The 17,654-nt window shown below is 68.7% G+C and carries 17 protein-coding genes; 5 read left to right on the forward strand and 12 right to left on the reverse strand.

Annotated elements, in window-relative coordinates; all coding sequences use genetic code 11:
- Window position 1: 1 nt before the first annotated feature.
- Genes RGI145_RS20495 through RGI145_RS20505 form a run of 3 tightly spaced genes read right to left on the reverse strand, consistent with a single transcriptional unit; the run spans window position 2 to window position 2,573 of the window.
- On the reverse strand, window positions 2-763 hold the full coding sequence (locus RGI145_RS20495; protein WP_075800387.1) for an amino acid ABC transporter ATP-binding protein: 762 nt from the start codon (window positions 761-763) through the stop codon (window positions 2-4).
- Window positions 760-1,629, reverse strand: coding sequence for an amino acid ABC transporter permease (locus RGI145_RS20500; RefSeq protein ID WP_075800388.1), 870 nt, complete (start codon window positions 1,627-1,629; stop codon window positions 760-762). Before RGI145_RS20500 ends, RGI145_RS20495 begins: the two co-directional genes overlap by 4 nt.
- A complete protein-coding gene (locus RGI145_RS20505) occupies window positions 1,626-2,573 on the reverse strand; it encodes an ABC transporter substrate-binding protein (protein ID WP_075800389.1) in 948 nt (315 codons plus the stop codon). Before RGI145_RS20505 ends, RGI145_RS20500 begins: the two co-directional genes overlap by 4 nt.
- A 505-nt stretch (window positions 2,574-3,078) precedes the next feature.
- On the opposite strand from RGI145_RS20505, the gene RGI145_RS20510 reads away from it, so the two are divergent.
- Window positions 3,079-4,167, forward strand: a complete 1,089-nt coding sequence (locus RGI145_RS20510) for a catalase family protein (protein ID WP_075800390.1) — start codon at window positions 3,079-3,081, stop codon at window positions 4,165-4,167.
- Window positions 4,168-4,203: 36 nt separating this feature from the next.
- Here the strand turns inward: RGI145_RS20510 and RGI145_RS20515 are convergent, their stop codons facing one another.
- The 6 genes from RGI145_RS20515 to deoC form a co-directional block, all read right to left on the reverse strand.
- Complete coding sequence (locus RGI145_RS20515) at window positions 4,204-5,286, reverse strand: aldose 1-epimerase family protein (RefSeq protein ID WP_075800391.1); 1,083 nt, start codon at window positions 5,284-5,286, stop codon at window positions 4,204-4,206.
- A 2-nt stretch (window positions 5,287-5,288) separates the two neighbouring features.
- Window positions 5,289-6,278 (reverse strand): ABC transporter permease, encoded by a 990-nt coding sequence (locus RGI145_RS20520; protein ID WP_075800392.1) that lies wholly within the window; start codon window positions 6,276-6,278, stop codon window positions 5,289-5,291.
- A 19-nt stretch (window positions 6,279-6,297) separates the two neighbouring features.
- On the reverse strand, window positions 6,298-7,290 hold the full coding sequence (locus RGI145_RS20525) for an ABC transporter permease (protein WP_075800393.1): 993 nt from the start codon (window positions 7,288-7,290) through the stop codon (window positions 6,298-6,300).
- Window positions 7,287-8,780 (reverse strand): sugar ABC transporter ATP-binding protein, encoded by a 1,494-nt coding sequence (locus tag RGI145_RS20530; RefSeq protein WP_075800394.1) that lies wholly within the window; start codon window positions 8,778-8,780, stop codon window positions 7,287-7,289. The genes RGI145_RS20525 and RGI145_RS20530 overlap by 4 nt, the downstream gene beginning before the upstream one ends.
- Window positions 8,781-8,856: 76 nt before the next feature.
- Window positions 8,857-9,918, reverse strand: coding sequence for an autoinducer 2 ABC transporter substrate-binding protein (locus RGI145_RS20535; protein ID WP_075800395.1), 1,062 nt, complete (start codon window positions 9,916-9,918; stop codon window positions 8,857-8,859).
- 28 nt (window positions 9,919-9,946) lie between these two features.
- Entirely contained in the window at window positions 9,947-10,648 is a 702-nt protein-coding gene (gene deoC, locus RGI145_RS20540; protein WP_075800396.1) for a deoxyribose-phosphate aldolase, read from the reverse strand.
- 124 nt (window positions 10,649-10,772) lie between these two features.
- Between deoC and RGI145_RS20545 the strand changes: the two genes are divergently transcribed.
- Window positions 10,773-11,570 (forward strand): DeoR family transcriptional regulator, encoded by a 798-nt coding sequence (locus tag RGI145_RS20545; protein ID WP_156878700.1) that lies wholly within the window; start codon window positions 10,773-10,775, stop codon window positions 11,568-11,570.
- A 9-nt stretch (window positions 11,571-11,579) separates the two neighbouring features.
- Window positions 11,580-13,223, forward strand: a complete 1,644-nt coding sequence (locus tag RGI145_RS20550) for an FGGY-family carbohydrate kinase (protein ID WP_075800398.1) — start codon at window positions 11,580-11,582, stop codon at window positions 13,221-13,223.
- 21 nt (window positions 13,224-13,244) lie between these two features.
- On the opposite strand, the gene RGI145_RS20555 is transcribed toward RGI145_RS20550, so the two are convergent.
- Both RGI145_RS20555 and RGI145_RS20560 read right to left on the reverse strand, forming a co-directional pair.
- A complete protein-coding gene (locus RGI145_RS20555; RefSeq protein ID WP_075800399.1) occupies window positions 13,245-13,604 on the reverse strand; it encodes a tRNA-binding protein in 360 nt (119 codons plus the stop codon).
- Between the two features lie 80 nt (window positions 13,605-13,684).
- The gene (locus RGI145_RS20560) at window positions 13,685-14,419 is read right to left on the reverse strand and encodes a haloacid dehalogenase type II (RefSeq protein ID WP_075800400.1); all 735 of its coding nucleotides are present in this window, start codon (window positions 14,417-14,419) and stop codon (window positions 13,685-13,687) included.
- Between the two features lie 314 nt (window positions 14,420-14,733).
- On the opposite strand from RGI145_RS20560, the gene RGI145_RS20565 reads away from it, so the two are divergent.
- The gene (locus RGI145_RS20565; RefSeq protein WP_075800401.1) at window positions 14,734-15,231 is read left to right on the forward strand and encodes an Lrp/AsnC family transcriptional regulator; all 498 of its coding nucleotides are present in this window, start codon (window positions 14,734-14,736) and stop codon (window positions 15,229-15,231) included.
- 14 nt (window positions 15,232-15,245) lie between these two features.
- Here the strand turns inward: RGI145_RS20565 and RGI145_RS20570 are convergent, their stop codons facing one another.
- Window positions 15,246-16,151, reverse strand: coding sequence for a LysR family transcriptional regulator (locus tag RGI145_RS20570; protein ID WP_075800402.1), 906 nt, complete (start codon window positions 16,149-16,151; stop codon window positions 15,246-15,248).
- 94 nt (window positions 16,152-16,245) lie between these two features.
- Between RGI145_RS20570 and RGI145_RS20575 the strand changes: the two genes are divergently transcribed.
- A complete protein-coding gene (locus tag RGI145_RS20575; protein WP_075800403.1) occupies window positions 16,246-17,613 on the forward strand; it encodes a CitMHS family transporter in 1,368 nt (455 codons plus the stop codon).
- The last annotated feature ends 41 nt before the right edge of the window (window positions 17,614-17,654 follow it).

Genomic DNA, 17,654 nt, shown 5'->3' on the forward strand with positions numbered 1-17,654 from the left:
TTCAGATCACGCTGGCCAGGAACTCGGCCGTGCGGGCCTGGCGCGGCGCGGCGATGACATCGCGCGCATCGCCGGACTCGACGATCCTGCCATCCTCCATGAAGACGAGCTGGTCGGCGACCTCGCGCGCGAAGCCGATCTCATGGGTGACGACGACCATGGTCATGCCGTTGCGCGCCAGGTTCTTCATAACCTGGAGGACCTCGCCCACCAGTTCCGGGTCGAGCGCCGAGGTGGGCTCGTCGAAGAGCATCACGCCGGGGTCCATGGCCAGGGCCCTGGCGATGGCCACGCGCTGCTGCTGCCCGCCGGAAAGGGTCTGCGGCCAGTCGCCGGCGCGGGCGGCGAGGCCGACCTGGGCGAGCAGGGCGCGCGCCTTCTCCTCCGCCTGACGGCGCGGCCGGCCCAGGATCTGCACCGGCGCCTCGGTCAGGTTGCCCAGTACGGTGAGGTGGGGAAAGAGGTTGAAGCTCTGGAAGACCATGCCGACGCGGGCGCGCTGCCGGGCGATCTGCCGCTCGCTCAGCTCGTAGAGCCGGTCGCCGCTCAGGCGGTAGCCGATCATCTCGCCACCGATGCGGATGGTGCCACTGTCCACGCGCTCCAGATGGTTGATGCAGCGCAGCAGCGTGGACTTTCCGGAGCCCGAGGGGCCGATGATGGCGCAGACCTGCCCCGCCGGGATGTGCAGCGTGACATCGTCCAGCACGCGGCGCCCGCCAAAGGACTTGCCGACGCCGTCGATCATGACGTCGCTGCTCATCGGCCGGCCCTCGCGCCGCGGTCGAAGCGGCGTTCGACATACTGCTGCAGGACGGAGAGGATCGAGGTCATCACGATGTACCAGAGGGCGGCGACGACCAGCAGCGGGATCACCTCGTAGGTGCGCTCATAGATCACCTGGGCCGAGTAGAGCACGTTCTCCAGCGCGATCACGGAGACGACCGAAGTGGTCTTGAGCAGCGAGATGATCTGGTTGCCGGCCGGCGGCAGCATGGTGCGCATCGCCTGCGGCAGGATGATGCGCCAGGTGGTGCGCAGCGGCGTGAAGCCCAGCGCCCGCGCCGCATCCGTCTGCCCCTGCCCCACCCCGATCATGCCGGCGCGAACGATCTCGCCGGCATAGGCGGCCTCGTGCAGGATGAGGGCGATCAGCGCGGCGCCGAAGGTGCCGATCAGGCTGTTGGTCTGGGCCGACCAGAAGGTGCCGAAACCCGGCAGGCCGAGGCTGACGGTCGGGTAGAGCGCCGCGATGTTGAACCAGAAGAAGAGCTGCACCAGGGTCGGGACGGAGCGGAAGATCCAGGTGAAGCCCCAGCTGATCGCCGCCAGGACCGGGTTGCCGGACAGGCGCATGATCGCCAGGGCGACGCCGCCCGCGAAGCCCACCACCGCGGCGATGGCGGTCAGCTCCAGCGTGACCAGCACGCCGGACAGGATGGAGGGGGCGGTCAGGTTGCGGGCGACGACATCCCATTGCATGCGCGGATTCTGCGCCAGCGAGAACAGCAGGAGGCCCACCACCAGCAGCGCCACGGCGCCGGTGATCCAGCGCCCGACATGCCGGCGCGGAACCAGGACCGGCGCTGTGGACGGGCTGGCGGCAGGCGTCAGGGCGGTCGCGCTCATCCGCCGCTCGCGGCCTTGCGCGGCGCCTCGAGGATGGCGCCGTTCTGCCGCGCCTCCGGCAGGGCGCCGTAGTCGAGATCCCACTTCTTCAGGATCGCGGAATAGGTGCCGTCCTGGATCAGCGAGTTCAGCGCCTCCGCCACCACCGGCGTCAGCGGGCTGTCCTTCTGCAGGCCGATGCCCACGAAATCCCCCGGCACGGTGAAGATGCCGGCGAGGGCGAGCCTGTCCTGCGAGGCCGAGACCATGTAGACGAGCCCTTCATAGGGGCCGACGAAACCCGGGATCCGGCCGCTGAGCACCGCCTGCACGCCGGCCGGCCGGCCGGGGAAAAGCGGCACGGTGATGGGCTTCCGGCCCGCCGCCACGCAGGCCTCGCTCTGGCGCAGCACCACCTCCGCATTCGTGGTGCCGGAGCCCGCGCCGATCGTCTCGCCGCACAGGCTCATCAGATCCGTGGCCGGCTTCCCGTCGAAGCCGTCCTTCGCCCGCACCAGGCCGAGCCGGTTGTTGTCGAAGTAGGAGACGAAATCCACCTGCTTCAGCCGGTCCGGCGTGACGCTCAGATTGGCGAGGGCCGCGTCATAGCGGCCGCTGGAGAGGCCGGGGACGATGTTGCCGAAGCTGCCGGCGTTGACCCAGCGCGGCTCCAGCCCGAGCCGGTGCGCGACCGCGCTCATCACATCGATCTCCCGCCCCGCCAGGGTGCGGTTGTCCTCGGTGATATAGACGGTGGGGGGCGTGTTGGGGTTGGTGGCGACGGCCAGCGTCCCGGCCTGGCGATACCGCTGCGGCACCTTGGCCGCCAGGGCCGGGTCGGGCTTGACCTCGAAGGCGGTCCGATAGGGAAGTCCGCCTTCGGCGGGCTGGGCGCTTGCGGCATGGGCCGCCAGGAGGGAGGCCGCCGCGCAAAGAGCCAGGGAAAGCGTCCGACGTGGGATCATGGATACTCCGGTCTCGATCCCAGGACAGCGGAGATGGCGGCGGGGTCGCCAGGCTTGGGATGAGGCGTCGCATGGCCGGTGGCCGGCAACGGATCATCGCATCGATATGGCGCCGCGCCCCCGGGAGCCTGAGAAAGAGGATCTGGGAAAGTCGTTGGTTCGGCGCCGGGTTATAGGCCGTGCGGCAAAGGCGTCCACGGCCCTGGCACAATGTTGAAGGTCCGGAACGTCTTTATCTTGGAATATCCTCTTTCGCATGGGCGCCGGGAGAATAACTTCATCGAATTCACCGTGTTTATTGGAATAATCTTCTCCCCTCCCATTCTGGTTATTGGCCGGTTCCGGCAGCGCGGCGCGGCCCATGCGGTACGCCGCAACCTTGCGGGTCGTGGCGGCTTAGTTGCGGAACAAAACCTGTTCCCGGCAGTCCCGGCGTTCCTCCTCGCTTCGCCTCGGCGTCGCGCGGATGGCCGGGACAGGCCCGGAACCAGAAAAAGAGCCGACGATGAGCCTTCGCCCCCCGGTCCGCTACACCCCCGCCGTCGAGGAGATCCAGCCCGACGAACAGGATACGATCCGGGGCCTGAACGACACCTTCGACACCATCCTGGAAACGACGGCGAAGGATTACGGGCATGCCGTCCGCTCCGTCCATGCCAAGGCACATGGCATTCTCGAAGGCCGAATGGTGATTGCCGATGGTCTTCCGCCGGAGCTGGCGCAGGGCCTTTTCGCCAGGCCGGGCGAGCACAAGGTCTATATGCGGATCTCGACCAATGCGGGCGACATCCTGCCGGACGCGATCTCCCTCCCGCGCGGCATGGCGCTGAAAGTGCTGGATGTGGAGGGCGAGCGGTTGCCCGGTGCCGAAGGCAAGACCCAGGACTTCATCATGGTGAATGGTCCGGTCTTCCAGACCAGAACCGCGGATCAGTTCCTGGGCAACCTGAAGATGCTGGCCAAGACCACCGACCGGCTGGAGGGCACCAAGAAGGTCATGTCCTCCATGCTGCGTGGGGTGAACACCGCCCTGGAGGCTGTGGGGATCGAGAGCACCAAGGTCCAGTCCCTGGGTGGCGCGCCCAATGTCGATCCGCTGGGCGAGACCTATTACAGCGTCACGCCATTCCGTTATGGCGATCACATCGCCAAGTTCAGCCTCGTTCCCGTCGCCCCGGACCTGCTGGCCCTGAAGGGCAAGGAGATCGATGCCTCCGGCCGGCCGGATGCGATCCGCGAGACGATACAGGGCGAGATGAAGGGCATCGACGGTGTCTGGGAGTTCCGCGTGCAGCTATGCCGCGACCTGGAGGAACAGCCTGTCGAGGACCCGACCGTTGCCTGGGACGAGGAGAAGGCACCCTTCCGGACGGTGGCCACCATCACCGTGCCGCGCCAGGATAGCTGGGACACCGCCCGCGTGCAGGCCGTGAACGAAGAGATGCACTTCATGATCTGGACGGGCCTGGCCGCCCACCAGCCGCTGGGCAACATCAACCGCGCCCGGCGCGAGGCCTACAAGCATTCCGCCGGATTCCGCGAACGCTTCAACCGCTGCCCGATCCATGAACCCGGCGGCCCGGCGGGCACCTGACCGGCCCGGTGACCGTGCCGTGCGAGGCGGCACGGCTTATCCGAGGGATGCGACCAGGGCGGTCGTCCGGAGGGTGGCCTCGCGATCCAGATAGCCGGCACGGACCGTGAAGCGCGCCGTCTCGCCCGGCAGCAGGGAGCGTATCTGGCCGCTCCGCCGTGCCGCCGCATGGCCCTCCGGATAGCAGGTCGCCGGCAGGGCAAAGGCGGCGACCTTCTGGTCCGGATCGTTCAGCACCCAGCGCACGGTCTGCGGGAATTCCGCCGTGGCGTAGGAGACGGCGAAGCCGTCCCCCTCCGGCCGCTCCAGCATCAGATGCGTCCGCCCCTCCGCATCGGCGCCGAGGCCGTGCAGGTAGAAAACCTGTTCCGGATCGTAGCGCCCAGGCTCCGACAGCACCTCCATGCGTTCCGGATGCGCGGCCAGTTCGTCGATCAGCGCGAGATAGGCCGGATCGGGCACCACATGCGCCGGAACGGCGCGGCGGACCAGGGTGCGATCCGGCGTGAAAGGCGCCGGCTGCCGGATGCGGCCGCCCGCGACGAAGGCGAAGTTGATGTGGCACATGTACATCAGCTCCATCGGCTTGCCGGAGCGGTTCTCCACCGCGAGGCCGATGTCGAACAGCGTCGCATCCGGCCGCAGGGTCAGCGAGGGATGCGCCAGGTAATGCGCGCCGAAGCCCATGACATGGTCGCGCCGGCTGACCAGGCGCAGGAAGCGCCCCTCCGCATCCTCGCCAAGTTCCAACAGGGCGTCGTCCATCGGTGCGCAGGGGAATTCGCCATGCGCGGCATGGCTGTCCTCCGCCGCGGGCACGCCGTTGTGCAGCAGCCCGCTGTGGAAGGCGAAGCAGCCATAGGTCTCGGCGATCTGCCGCGCCGGGCGGGGCGCGTCGAAGCCGCTGGTCATGGCGAGGTCCACGCCGTCGAAATTCGCGGACCACACCATGCCGCCCATCCAGGGCAGGACCACGACCTCGCCCCGGGCGTTGGTCAGGCGCAGGGCGGCGATGCCGGTACGGAAGCGGAAGAGGCTGGCGCGCAGACCCTCCCCGGCCAGGATCTCGCGCTCCGCCGCGCCGGCGAGGCTTTCATGGAGGGGAATGATCGTGGTCATGCTCAACGCACCCGGTTGCGCCAGGCGGCCAGGGCGATCGAGAGCAGCAGGAAGCCGCCCCAGATCAGGTCCACCAGGAAGTTGCTGAAACGCATCATCTGCAGGCCGGAGGACAGCAGCATCAGCGCCAGGAGGGCAAGGCCGACCCCCACCACATTGCCACGCCCGCCCGCCGGGTTCGTGCCGGCCAGCACGGCGATCAGCACGGCCTGGAGGAGATAGGAGACACCGTAGTCGGATTTCGCCGCATTGGTACGGCCCGACAGCAGGATGCCCGCGAGGCTGGCGAGCGCGCCGGTGAGCACATAGGAGAAGAAGATGCGCCGTCCCGTCCGGATCCCGGCAAAGGCCGCGGCACGCGCATTCGTGCCGATCAGCGCGAGGTCGATGCCGAAGCCCGTGCGGGTCAGCAGGAACCAGACCAGAACCGAGACGGCGAGGAAGACCAGGAGCGGCACGGCGATGCCCAGGAGCGTGCCGTTGCCGATCTGCCCCCAAAGGGCCGGGAAGCCGACCACGGCGGGGCCGCCGGTGAGAACGAGGCAGATGCCGGTGAAGACCTGCCCCGTCCCGATGGTGGCGAGGATCGGGGTGATCCGGAGCTTCGTGATCAGGAAGCCGTTCACCGCGCCCGCCAGGATGCCGGTGCAGAGGGCGAGCAGCACGCCGAGCCCGACCATCGGCAGGGGCAGGTTCGCCAGTTCCGGTCCCCGCGGGGCGCCGACGGCGTGGAAGAACAGGCCCGCCAGGATGCAGGAGAGGTTGGCGATGCCGATCACCGAGAGGTCGATGCCGCCGGTCAGCATGGCCACCATCATGGCGATGGCCAGTAGCCCCAGCTCCGGTGCGACGAAGGTGATGGATTCGAAGACATAGGGGCGCAGGAAGCGCTCCGGGTTCAGCGCCGCCATGCCGGCGAAGATCAGCACCGTGAGCAGGAGGAGCTGAAGCAGGTTGCTGTCGATGCGGAGGCGCTTCGTCAGGCCGTTCATGCGGTGTCTTCCTTCCCGCTCAGGCGATGCGCCGGCGGTCGCGCCAAGCCGTGGCGGCCGTGGCGGCGATCACGATCAGGCCCACGACGACACGCTGCCAGGTGGTGTCCACGCCCAGGATGATGAGGCTGTTGGTGATCACCACCAGGGTCAGCACGCCGAGCACCGTGCCGGCGACGCTGCCGCGTCCGCCGAAGATGCTGGCGCCGCCCAGCACCACGGCCGCGATCACGTCGAGCTCCAGCCCCACCATGTCGCGCGGATTGGCCGTCCAGATCATCGCCCCGTGCAGCAGCCCGGCGAAGCCCGCCAGCGCCCCGGCCAGGCCGTAGATGAAGAAGGTGATGCGGCGGGTGTTGAAGCCGACGCGGCGCGCCGCCTCCTCGCCGCCGCCCAGCGCGTAGATGCCGCGGCCGATCATCGTGTGGCGGAGCATCAGATGCACCAGCAGGGCGATGCCCGCATAGACCAGCACCATGGAGGAGAGCCCGGCCTGGCTGCCATCCGCCTGGGTGACATGCAGGAACTCGCCCCGGGCGAAGCCGATCAGCAGCGGCGGCATCTGGTCGATGTTGATCTGGCTGGTGCCGACCACCCCCAGGATGAAGCCGCGCACCGCCGTGCCGGTGCCGAGCGTGACGATCAGCGGGATCATCCGCAGGTAATGGACGAAGACCGCGTTCACGAGGCCCAGCAGCAGGCCGATGCCCGTCGCCATCAGGAAGGGCAGCACCACCCCGTCGAAGCCCCAGGCGATCATCGCCTTCACCGTCAGGTACATCGCCGCGATGGCGAAGGCGGGAAAGGAGACGTCGATGCCACCCGAGAGCATGACCATCAACACGGCGAGAGCCAGGATGCCCGAGATGACGCTGGCCCGCAGCAGCGAAAAGAGGTTGGCAGGCTGCCAGAAGACCGGGTTGACCGTGCCGATCAGCAGCACGGCGGCGAGCAGGACGGCGCCGACCATGAATTCCGGGTGGCGGCGCAGCAGCGCGGCGATGCGGCTCATGCCAGTTCCCCCAGCATCGCGCTCAACCGGCCCTCGTCGGTCGCCTCGGCCGGCAGGTCGGACACCAGGCGCCCGCGATGCAGGACGAGGATGCGGTTGCAGTTGTCCACCAGCTCGGGCAGGTCGTCGGAAATCATCAGCACGCCCAGGCCGCGCTCGCGTGCCAGGTCGCGGATCTTGCGGTGGATGCCGGCCTTGGAGCCGACATCGACGCCGACGGTCGGACCGTTCAGGATCAGCAGCTTCGGGTCGTTCAGCAGCCAGCGGCCGATCACCACGCGCTGCTGGTTGCCGCCGGAGAGCTGCGTCACCGGCCGGTCGCCGGTCGGCGTGGCGATGGCCATCTCGCGGATCGTGGCCGCCGCGTCGCGGGCGGCGGCATCGCGGCGGATCACGCCCAGCCGGCTCAGCCGCTCATGCGAGGTGGCGAGGATGTTGCGGTCGATGGTCTGGGTCAGGAACAGTCCCTCGGTCAGCCGGTCCTCGGGCACATAGGCCACGCCCTCGGCGATGGCCGCCTGCACGCTGTCCAGCCGCACCGGCCTGCCGTTCAGGCGGATCTCCCCGGCATGGCCCGGCTTCATGCCGAACAGCGCCAGGGCCAGCTCGGTCCGGCCGGAGCCGAGCAGGCCGGAGATGCCGACGATCTCGCCCGGCATGACGCGCAGGCTGATATCCCGGAGCTGCCCCGGGATGCCGAGGCCATGGACCTCCAGCACCGGCGGCGCCGCGGAACCGGCCCAGCGATAGCCCTCGGTGGCGATGTCCTGCCCGGTCATGGCGCGGGTGATGGCGGCCTCGTTGAACTCGGCGATGGGGCCGGCGGCCACGACGCGGCCGCTGCGGATCACCGTCAGCCGCTCGCTGATCTCCAGCATCTCCCGCATCTTGTGGCTGACGAAGAGGACGGCGATGCCGCGCGACTGGATGTCGCGCACCACGCGGAACAGCGCCTCGACCTCCCGCCCCGTGAGCGCGGTGGTGGGCTCGTCCATGATCAGCAGGCGCGGGTCGGACATCAGCGCGCGGGCGATGGCCACGAGCTGCCGGCCCGCGGTCGGCAGGGTCTCCACCAGCGCATCGAGGTCAAGCTCGACGCCCAGCCTGGCGGTGGCGGCCTCGGCGATGGCGCGCACCCGGCGCCAGGAGACGAGGCCGCGCCGCGCCTGCAACTCGGTGCTGAGGGCGAGGTTCTCGGCGACCGTGAGGTTCCCGAAAAGCGAGAAGTCCTGGTAGATCACCTGCACGCCACGGGCGATGGCGGAGCGCGGGGTCATGCCCTCGATCCTCTGCCCGTCGATCAGGATCTCGCCCTGGTCCGGCTGCCAGACGCCCGAGATCACCTTGATCAGCGTGGACTTGCCCGAACCGTTCTCACCGGCCAGACAGTGGATCTCGCCCCGGCCGATAGCCAGGGAAACGTCGTCCAGGGCGCGCACGGCGGCAAAGCTCTTGCCGATATGGCGGAGTTCGATCAGCGGAGCGGTCATGCCCATCCGTCGCCACAGGCGTCACGAGGGAGCCGGAGGCACGGGGCCCCCGGCGGGTTCCAGGCCCGGATGCGGCTCAGAAGTTGTACTGGGCCATGTTATCCTTGGTGACGCCGACCCAGCCCTGGCCGACCAGCAGGTTGGGCCGCTTGGCGTCGGGCGCCTGAAGGCTCTCGTAGCCGGCGAGGCCGAGATTGGTGCCTGCCTTGATATCCTTCTTCGCGAGCGCCATCACCGCCATCACGTTCATGGCATAGCCGGCCACCGCCGGGTCCCAGAACTGGATGTAGTTGATGTCCCCGTTGCGCAGGTATTGCCCGGCCACCGAAACGAGACCGGTGCCGGAGAAGAAGAGCTTGCCCTTCAGGTTGCGCTCGGCGATCAGCCGCCCTGCGCCCGCCGAGGTCGGCATGGGCGCACCGAGGATGCCCTTCAGGTCCGGATAGGCGGTCAGGACTTCCTTGAGCTTGTTGTAGTCGGTGGTCGCATCGTCATAGGTCTCGATGCGCTTCGTCACCTCCTGCATCTTCGGGAAGTGCTCTTTCTGGTAGGCGACGGCGCCGTCGATCCATTCGTTCTGCGACTGGGAGGTCAGGCTGCCCACGGTGGCGACATACTTGCCTTCGCCGCCCATGTCGCGCCCCAGCACCTCCATCAGCTTGGCGCCATAGGCGTGGTTGTCGAAGGCCTCGATGTCGTAATCCGTGTTCTGCAGGTTCGAGGCCTCGTGCGAGATCACCACGATGCCCTGGCGGCGTGCCTTCTGCAGCACGGGCTCCACCGCCTCGACCGAGAAGGGCACGATGCAGATCGCGTCCACGCCCTGGGCAATCAGGCTCTCGACCAGCTGCACCTGCGCCGCCGCATCCGCCTGGCTGGGGCCGACCATCCAGGTGTCGTGGCCCTGGTCCTTGCCGAATTGCGTGACACCCACGCGCATCCGGTCGAACCAGGCGATGCCGTCCACCTTCACCACCGTGGCGATGCTGCGCTTCTTGCCGGCCCTGGCGTTGATGTCGGCAGCCACCTTGCCCGCATCCACCGCGGCGGCCTGCGCGAAGGCCGGGCCACCGGCGACCGAGGCCAGAAGCCCGCCCGCCGCCATCGCGCCGAAATGGCGCCTGCTGATTCCGTTCATCGCTTCCTCTCCTGTTCTCGTTCTTGCGTCAGTAGCCGGTGCCGGAAGCCGGCGCGCCCGTGACCAGGGCCACGCCCGAACTGGCGCCGATCCGGTTGGCGCCGGCGGCGATCATCGCCAGCGCCGTATCCCAGTCGCGGATGCCGCCGGAAGCCTTCACGCTCAGGGCGCTCCCAACGGTCCCGCGCATCAGCCGCACATCCTCCACTGTCGCGCCGCCGGTGGAGAAGCCGGTGGAGGTCTTCACGAAATCGGCCTTCGCCTCGGCGGCCAGCCGGCAGGCGGTGCGCTTCTGTTCGTCCGTCAGCAGGCAGGTCTCGATGATGACCTTCAGCACCCGTCCCTCGCAGGCCTTGCGCACCGCGGCGATGTCGTCGCGCACCGCGTCCAGCCGTCCGTCCCGCAACGCGCCGATGTTGATCACCATGTCGATCTCGTCGGCGCCGTGATGCACGGCATTCGCCGTCTCGGCGGCCTTGTCCCAGGAGGTCGTGGCCCCCAACGGGAAGCCGACCACGGAACAGGTCTTCACCGCGCTGCCGCGCAGCAGTTGCGCCACGAGCGGTACGTTCACCGGGTTGACGCAAACCGAGCAGAAGAGGTGCTGGAGCGCCTCCTCGCAATAGCGTCGCAGGTCGGCCTCGCCGGCCCCGGGCTGGAGCAGCGTGTGGTCGATCAGCGGGGCGAGGTCCTGGGGCCTGCTGGGCAGGGCGGTGGGCTGTGTCGTCACATCTGCGTCCTCCGGGCCGGGTGCCAGTCAGGCCGAGTCGGTCCCGTATTTGTCAGTCTTCTGAATTTTGTTAAAATCGTCACATCATGGGGTCGGGTGTCAAGGCTTCCCCATGGGGAGAGGCATGATCCAGGGCGACACGGCGATGGGCGAAGCGCGCCGGCAGGACCGGTTGTGGCGCCTCGTGGGGATGTTGCGGCGCACAGGCCCGATGCGGCTCGGCGATGCGGCCGCCGCCCTTTCCGTGTCGACCATGACTCTACGGCGGGATCTTTCGCAGCCGCGACACGGTCTCGCCCTGCTGGGAGGCCACGTGCTGCTGCAGGGCGGCCCGCCCGGCGAGAGTCCCTACGCGCTGGAGCGCGAACAGGACAGCCACGCCGCCGCCAAGCGCCTGGCCGGGCATCATGCGGCCTCGCTGGTGGAGGACGGGGACACGCTGTTCATCGACTGTGGCACCACCACGCCGCATCTGGTGGAAGCGCTGGCGCCCGATCTGGCGCTGACGGTGTTCTGCTACGCGCTGAACATCGCCAACCTGCTCAGCCATCGGCCCCGCACCCAGCTCCTGCTGCTTGGCGGGCTGTTCCACCCGGCCTCGGCCAGCTTCGCCTCGGACGAGGTGCTGGCCGGGTTGCGCCGGTCGCGGATCGACAAGGCCTTCGTCTCGGCCGGCGGCGTGGAGGCGGCTTTCGGGGCCTCCTGCGCCCATGCCCATGAGGTGCCGGTGAAGCAGGCGGCCATCGCCAGCGCCCGGCGCGCCATCCTCGTGGTCGATGACAGCAAGCTGGGCGCGTGCAAGCCCGCCGGCTTCGCCCCGCTTGCCGCCTTCGAGCGGATCGTCACCAACCCGCCCCGCGAGGCCGCGGCGGCGGATGCCCTGCGCCGGGCCGGGGCTCGCCTCGACCTGGCCGGGGACTGAACGGGGAGCATGAGTTTCGCCATGCAGGACATCGTCATCGGCGTGGATGTCGGCACGGGCAGCGCCCGGGCCGGTGCCTTCACCCTGGACGGCAGGATGCTGGCCCAGGCCGTGCACCCGATCCGGCTCTGGCGGCCCCGGCCGGATTTCGCGCAGCAGTCCTCGGCGGATATCTGGTCCGCTGTCTGCTGGGTGGTGCGGGAAGTCCTGGCGGAGCGGACGGAGTTCCGTGTCCGTGGCATCGGCTTCGACGCCACCTGCTCGCTCGTGGTGCTGGACGCCGCTGGCGGGCCGGTTTCCGTCAGCCCGGATGGCGAGGCGGAGCAGGATGTCGTCGTCTGGATGGACCATCGCGCCGCGGCGGAAGCCGAGGCGATCAACGCGGACCCTCACGAGGTCCTGCGCCATGTCGGCGGCCGCATCTCGCTGGAGATGCAGGTGCCCAAGCTGCTCTGGCTCAAGCGCCATCTGCCGGGCTGCTGGCAGCGGGCGGCGCATTTCCTGGACCTGCCGGATTTCCTGACCTGGCGCGCCACCGGCAGCCTGACGCGCTCCCTCTGCTCCACCGTCTGCAAATGGACCTATCGTGGCGAGGAAGGGCGTTGGGACGAGGGCTTCTTCCGGGTCATCGGCCTGGAGGATCTCGCGGAAGAGGGCTTCCGCCGCATCGGCACGGCGATCCTCCCGGTCGGCGCGCCCGTGCCGGGGGGACTCAGCCCCAGGGCTGCCGCCGAGCTGGGATTGCCGCCGGGCACGCCGGTCGGCACCTCGGCGATCGATGCCCATGCCGGGGGCCTGGGGGTGATCGGGGCCGCGCTGGATGGCGAGCCCCCGGATGCGGAGGCGCTGCGGCATCGCCTCGCCCTGGTGGGCGGGACGTCCTCCTGCCACATGGCCGTGTCGGAGACGCCGCGCTTCGTGCCTGGGATATGGGGCCCCTATTTCTCCGCCATGCAGCCGGGCCTCTGGCTGAACGAGGGCGGCCAATCGGCCACCGGAGCGCTGATCGACCATGTGATCACCGGGCACGCCGGCTATCCCACGCTGGCCGAAGCGGCGCGGCAGGCGGGGGTCACGGTCTATCAGCGGCTGAACGAGCGCCTCGACGCGCTGGCGGCTCCCCTGCCCTTCCCCGCCCTGCTGACCGAGGGGCTGCACGTCATGCCGGACTTCCATGGCAACCGCTCGCCCCGTGCCGATGCCTCGCTGCGCGGCATGGTCTCGGGCCTGCGCCTTTCCGCGACGGAAGACGACCTGGCGCTGCTCTATCTCGCGACGATCCAGGCCATCGCCTATGGGACACGCCATATCGTCGAGGTGCTGAACGCCGAGGGCTATGCCATCGATACCGTGCTGGCCTGTGGCGGCGGCACGAAGAACCCGGTCTTCCTGCGGGAACATGCGGACGCCACCGGATGCCGGATCGTGCTGCCCGGGGAGCCGGAGGCGATCCTGCTGGGCGCCGCCATGCTCGGCGCCGTCGCGGGGAATGTGCAGGCCGATCTTCCGGCGGCCATGGCGGCGATGAGTCGCGCCGGCGGCACCATCGCGCCCTCATCCGACCCGGTGCAGCAATACCATGCCCGGAAATACGCCGTGTTCCAGCAGATGCATGCCGACCAGCTCCGCTATCGCCGACTCATGTCCGGTTGATGGCGGCGAGCGCGTGGTGCGTCAGAAGACGGTGCTGCCGACCGGCACGTCGGAGCGAGGCGAAAGGACGATCACCTCCCCCTTCGTGTTGCGCGCGCCGAGGATCAGGATCTGCGACGAGAAGCCGGCGATGTTGCGCGGCGCGAAGTTGCAGATGCACACGACGCTGCTGCCCACGAGTTCGTCCGGCGCATAGCTCGTGATCTGCGCGCTGGACCAGCGGATGCCGAGATCGCCCAGATCGACGGCGACCTTGTAGGACGGGTTGCGCGCACGCGGGAAGGGTTGCACCTCGACGACCCGGCCGACGCGGATGTCGAGCTTCGCGAAATCGTCGTATTCGGCCAGCGGCCTGGCCTCGGCCTGCGCGGCATCGGTCATGGGGGTTCCTCTTGTCCGGGCCGGGGCGCGGCCGCCGGCCATGCCCCGGGATCGTCTGGAATTCGCTCGGAGAAAGCGGTTCAGCCGCGAAGCTGTTCCTGATGCGCCTTGACCAGATCGGCCATGCTGTTGAACTGGAAATCCACGTGCGGCATCGTGCCGGGGTTCATGGTCGCGCCGAAGCCCTGGTCCTTGTGGCGGCGATAGATCCAGCAGGAGGCCAGGCCGAACTCGTTCGCCGGCTTATGGTCGTGGAACATGCTCTCGGCCGTATGCAGGATCTGCTCCCTGCCGATCGTCTCGCCACCCAGCCCGGCGCCGAGGCGCTGGAGCATGTACTCGAAGTTCCGCGGGCTCGGCTTGTAGGAGCCAGCATCCTCGGCGGTGATGATCGCGTCGAAGGTCACCTGCAGGCGCCTGTTGCTGGCGGCGAAGCTGGCATTGTCCACGTTGGACAGGATCACCAGCTTGTAGAACTTCTTCAGGTACTGCAGCGCGCCGGGCGAATCCTCGAAGGCCGGCCAGTTGCCGACGGACCGCCCGTAGGCCACGCATTCCTCCAGGGTGACCGGCACGCCCCATTGCTCCGCCAGCCGCTTGTAGACGATCGCGAGCAGCTCGGCATAGGGACGGGCCGGTGTCTGGATCTGCTGGGTGGATTCGTGGAAGGCATGCGCCTCCAGGATCTCGTTGCGGCCGAGGGGGCGGCCGACCTTCGCGGTCAGCGGCCGCAGGCCCTCGATCATGCCGCTTTCCCAGTCGATCAGGGTTCCGTAGCAGTCGAAGGTGAGAACCTTGAAGTCGGTAAGGCGCATGGGAAAGCATCTCCTGCTGAACGGCGAGGGCGTCCGATACCCCGAGGATAGCCCGGCCGGGCTGCAATGAATCACCAGCCGCACCCCCCGGCCCCCGCAGATATCGCGGCGGAGCGCAGGTGTCGCGGCATCATTCGCTGCGCGGCACTCCGCTCCGGCGGATATCCGGCAGTCACCGGGGCGCGGAACGGGCCGCCTTGCCGCCTCCGGCCGGTCGGGTTGCGCTTGGCAAGGCGCCTCTCTAATGTCGCACCGAGTTCGACGGTCGGCTGTGCCTGGCCCACTCGACAGGAAGCCACTCCCGGACGGCATACATGGCGCCAGGCACTCCAAAGCTGGACCGCATCGACCTGAACATCCTGTCCTGCCTGCAGCAGAACGGCCGCATCACCAACCTGGACCTGGCCGGCCAGGTGGGACTCTCCCCCAGCCCCTGCCTGATGCGTGTGAAGCGGCTGGAGAAGGCCGGCTACATCACCGGCTATGGCGCGCATATCGGCATCCAGAAGCTCGGCGACACAGTGACCATCTTCACCGAGGTCACCCTCTCCGACCACCGGAGCAGCGATTTCGTGCGGTTCGAGACGCGTATCCGCTCGATCAACGAGGTCATCGAGTGCCATCTCGTAAGCGGAGGCTATGACTACCTCCTGAAGTTCATGGCGCGCTCCATCCAGCACTACCAGGACACGATGGAGTATGTGCTCTCCCTGAACATCGGCGTGGAGAAGTACTTCTCCTACATCGTCATCAAGTCGGTCTTCTCGAAGCCGCTGCCGGATCTGCAGACGTTCTTCTCCGCCGCCGAGTGATGCCGCCCCCGGCATCAGCCTTGCATCCTGGCCTGCTCCTCCAGCACCGCGAGGAAGGCCTGCGCGGCAGGTGAGAGGCTCCGCCTGGGCTGGGTGACGACGCCGATCTGCCGCCGCATCACCGGCCGTTCGAGCCGGCGCCAGACCAGGTCGATCCGCCCCAGCAGCGGCATCGTCAGCCGCGGCAGGGCGGTGATGCCCAGCCCCGACGCGACCAGATGCCCGGTGGTGCCCAGGAAGGCGCAGCCGTAGAGCGGCGGGATCGCCAGGCCGGCCTGGAGGAAGGCCGCATCGGTCATCTGCCGGACGCTGCTCCCCGGTGCCATGGCCACGAAGGGCCTGCCCTCGAAGACCGACCAGGGCAGAGGCGAGTCCTCGCCCGCCAGCGCCTCGCCGGGGCGGCAGACCAGGCCGAACTCGTCCGACACCAGGGGCCGGTAGGACAGCACCGTTTGCGGGCCGGGCCGGATCGTCAGCCCGATATCGGCGCGGCCCTCGGTCACCGCATCCAGCACGGAGCCCGAGAGGCCGTCCAGAACCGCCACCTCCACCTCCGCATGCCCCTGGCGGTACCGCGCGATGGCGGGCGGCAGCAGGACCGCGGCGATGGAAGGCAAGGCCGCCACCGCGACACGCCCGCGCCGGCCCTCGATGAAGCGGGCCAGTTCGCTGAAGGATCTGTCGAACTCCGCCACCAGACGTTCCGCGATGGGGAGCAGATCCTGCCCGGCCGGCGTCAGAGCCACGCTGCGGGTCGTGCGGTCGAACAGCCGCGCGCCGATGGCCTCCTCCATCTGCTGCACCATGCGGCTGAGCGCCGGCTGCGACACGCCCGACTGCCGCGCGGCCTCGCTGAAGCTGCCGGCGCGGGCGAGCCGCAGGAAGGCGGAAAGCTGCTGGAGGCTCGGATTTATGCGCATGGGTTATAGATATATAGGTTGCCTTCGTCATTCGTCATAGACGATTGCTTCGCCATGGACCGCCCCCCTTGAGAATGGCGGCCTGAGAGGAAGCATGCTGGCCATCTTGGGCTTCGCGACGATCGCGGCATTCCTGTTCGCCATCATGACCAGGCGCATGTCCGTGCTGGTCGCCCTCATCCTCATCCCCACCGTCGCCGGGCTGCTCGCCGGCGCAGGACCGGAACTGGGCAAGATGATGCTCGACGGCATCGCCCGGGTCGCGCCGGTCGGGGTGATGATCATCTTCGCCGTGCTGTATTTCGGCCTGATGCTCGATGTCGGCCTGTTCGACCCGATGATCCGGCGCCTGCTGCGCTTCGTGAAGGGCGATCCGCTGAAGGTCGTGCTCGCGACCGCGATCCTCACCATGGCCGTCTCGCTCGACGGCGATGGCGCCACCACCTTCCTCATCACGGTCTCGGCGATGCTGCCGCTGTACCAGCGGCTCGGCATGGACCGGCTGGTGCTTTCGGGTGTCGTCGCCCTTGGCGCCGGGGTGATGAACATCCTCCCCTGGGGTGGGCCCACGGTGCGCGCCATGGCGGCGCTGAAGGCCGATTCCTCCGCCATCTTCAACCCCGTGGTGCCTGCCATGCTGGCCGGCATCGCCTGGGTGCTCGTGGTCGCCTATGTCCTGGGGCGGCGGGAACGGGCCCGCCTCGGCGTTGCCACGCTCGATGCCCTGCCGGCCACCGCTCCGCGCCCCGCCTCGCTTTCCGCCGCCGTGCCCGGAGCCGGGGAGGACATGTCCGACCGGATAGCCGATGCCAAGGCGGGCGAGCGCAGGATCGCGCTCGAACGGCCCTGGCTGTTCTGGTTCAACACCGCCCTGACCGTCGTCCTGATCGCGGCGCTGCTGATGTCGCTGCTGCCGCTGCCGATCCTCTTCGTGCTGGCCTTCGCCATCGCCCTGCCGGTCAACTACCCGGGCTGGGAGGAGCAGCAGAAGCACCTGGTGTCCCATGCCGGCAGTGTCGTGACCGTCTCCACCATGATCTTCGCCGCCGGCATCTTCACCGGTGTCCTGACCGGCACGAAGATGATCGAGGCGATGGCGGGCGCCGCGGTCTCGGTGATCCCGGAAAGCCTGGCGGGCTACCTGCCCCTGATCGTGGCGGTGACCAGCATGCCGCTCAGCCTGGTCTTCACCCCGGACGCCTATTACTTCGGCGTGCTGCCGGTGCTGGCGCAGGCTGCGGCGAGCTTCGGCGTCGATCCGGTCCTGATCGGCCGCGGCGCCATCCTCGGCCAGATGACGACCGGCTTCCCGCTGAGTCCCCTCACCGCCTCGACCTTCATCCTGGTCGGCCTGAGCGGGGTCAATCTCGGGGACCATCAGCGCTTCATCTTTCCCTGGGCTTTCGGGACCACGCTGGTGATGACTGCGGTCGCCCTGGCGACCGGCGTCCTCCTGGGATGAGGCCCATCACCGGCGCAGGCCGCCATGCGGAGAAAGGTTCC

The organism is Roseomonas gilardii (genome assembly GCF_001941945.1).
Taxonomy (GTDB): Bacteria; Pseudomonadota; Alphaproteobacteria; order Acetobacterales; family Acetobacteraceae; genus Roseomonas.

What these genes read in the sequence shown, in the direction of transcription:
- RGI145_RS20495 (WP_075800387.1), bottom strand. Translation starts at nt 763, where the DNA reads ATGAGCAGCGACGTCATGATCGACGGCGTCGGCAAGTCCTTTGGCGGG.
- RGI145_RS20500 (WP_075800388.1), bottom strand. Translation starts at nt 1,629, where the DNA reads ATGAGCGCGACCGCCCTGACGCCTGCCGCCAGCCCGTCCACAGCGCCG.
- RGI145_RS20505 (WP_075800389.1), bottom strand. Translation starts at nt 2,573, where the DNA reads ATGATCCCACGTCGGACGCTTTCCCTGGCTCTTTGCGCGGCGGCCTCC.
- RGI145_RS20510 (WP_075800390.1), top strand. Translation starts at nt 3,079, where the DNA reads ATGAGCCTTCGCCCCCCGGTCCGCTACACCCCCGCCGTCGAGGAGATC.
- RGI145_RS20515 (WP_075800391.1), bottom strand. Translation starts at nt 5,286, where the DNA reads ATGACCACGATCATTCCCCTCCATGAAAGCCTCGCCGGCGCGGCGGAG.
- RGI145_RS20520 (WP_075800392.1), bottom strand. Translation starts at nt 6,278, where the DNA reads ATGAACGGCCTGACGAAGCGCCTCCGCATCGACAGCAACCTGCTTCAG.
- RGI145_RS20525 (WP_075800393.1), bottom strand. Translation starts at nt 7,290, where the DNA reads ATGAGCCGCATCGCCGCGCTGCTGCGCCGCCACCCGGAATTCATGGTC.
- RGI145_RS20530 (WP_075800394.1), bottom strand. Translation starts at nt 8,780, where the DNA reads ATGACCGCTCCGCTGATCGAACTCCGCCATATCGGCAAGAGCTTTGCC.
- RGI145_RS20535 (WP_075800395.1), bottom strand. Translation starts at nt 9,918, where the DNA reads ATGAACGGAATCAGCAGGCGCCATTTCGGCGCGATGGCGGCGGGCGGG.
- RGI145_RS20545 (WP_156878700.1), top strand. Translation starts at nt 10,773, where the DNA reads ATGATCCAGGGCGACACGGCGATGGGCGAAGCGCGCCGGCAGGACCGG.
- RGI145_RS20550 (WP_075800398.1), top strand. Translation starts at nt 11,580, where the DNA reads ATGAGTTTCGCCATGCAGGACATCGTCATCGGCGTGGATGTCGGCACG.
- RGI145_RS20555 (WP_075800399.1), bottom strand. Translation starts at nt 13,604, where the DNA reads ATGACCGATGCCGCGCAGGCCGAGGCCAGGCCGCTGGCCGAATACGAC.
- RGI145_RS20560 (WP_075800400.1), bottom strand. Translation starts at nt 14,419, where the DNA reads ATGCGCCTTACCGACTTCAAGGTTCTCACCTTCGACTGCTACGGAACC.
- RGI145_RS20565 (WP_075800401.1), top strand. Translation starts at nt 14,734, where the DNA reads ATGGCGCCAGGCACTCCAAAGCTGGACCGCATCGACCTGAACATCCTG.
- RGI145_RS20570 (WP_075800402.1), bottom strand. Translation starts at nt 16,151, where the DNA reads ATGCGCATAAATCCGAGCCTCCAGCAGCTTTCCGCCTTCCTGCGGCTC.
- RGI145_RS20575 (WP_075800403.1), top strand. Translation starts at nt 16,246, where the DNA reads ATGCTGGCCATCTTGGGCTTCGCGACGATCGCGGCATTCCTGTTCGCC.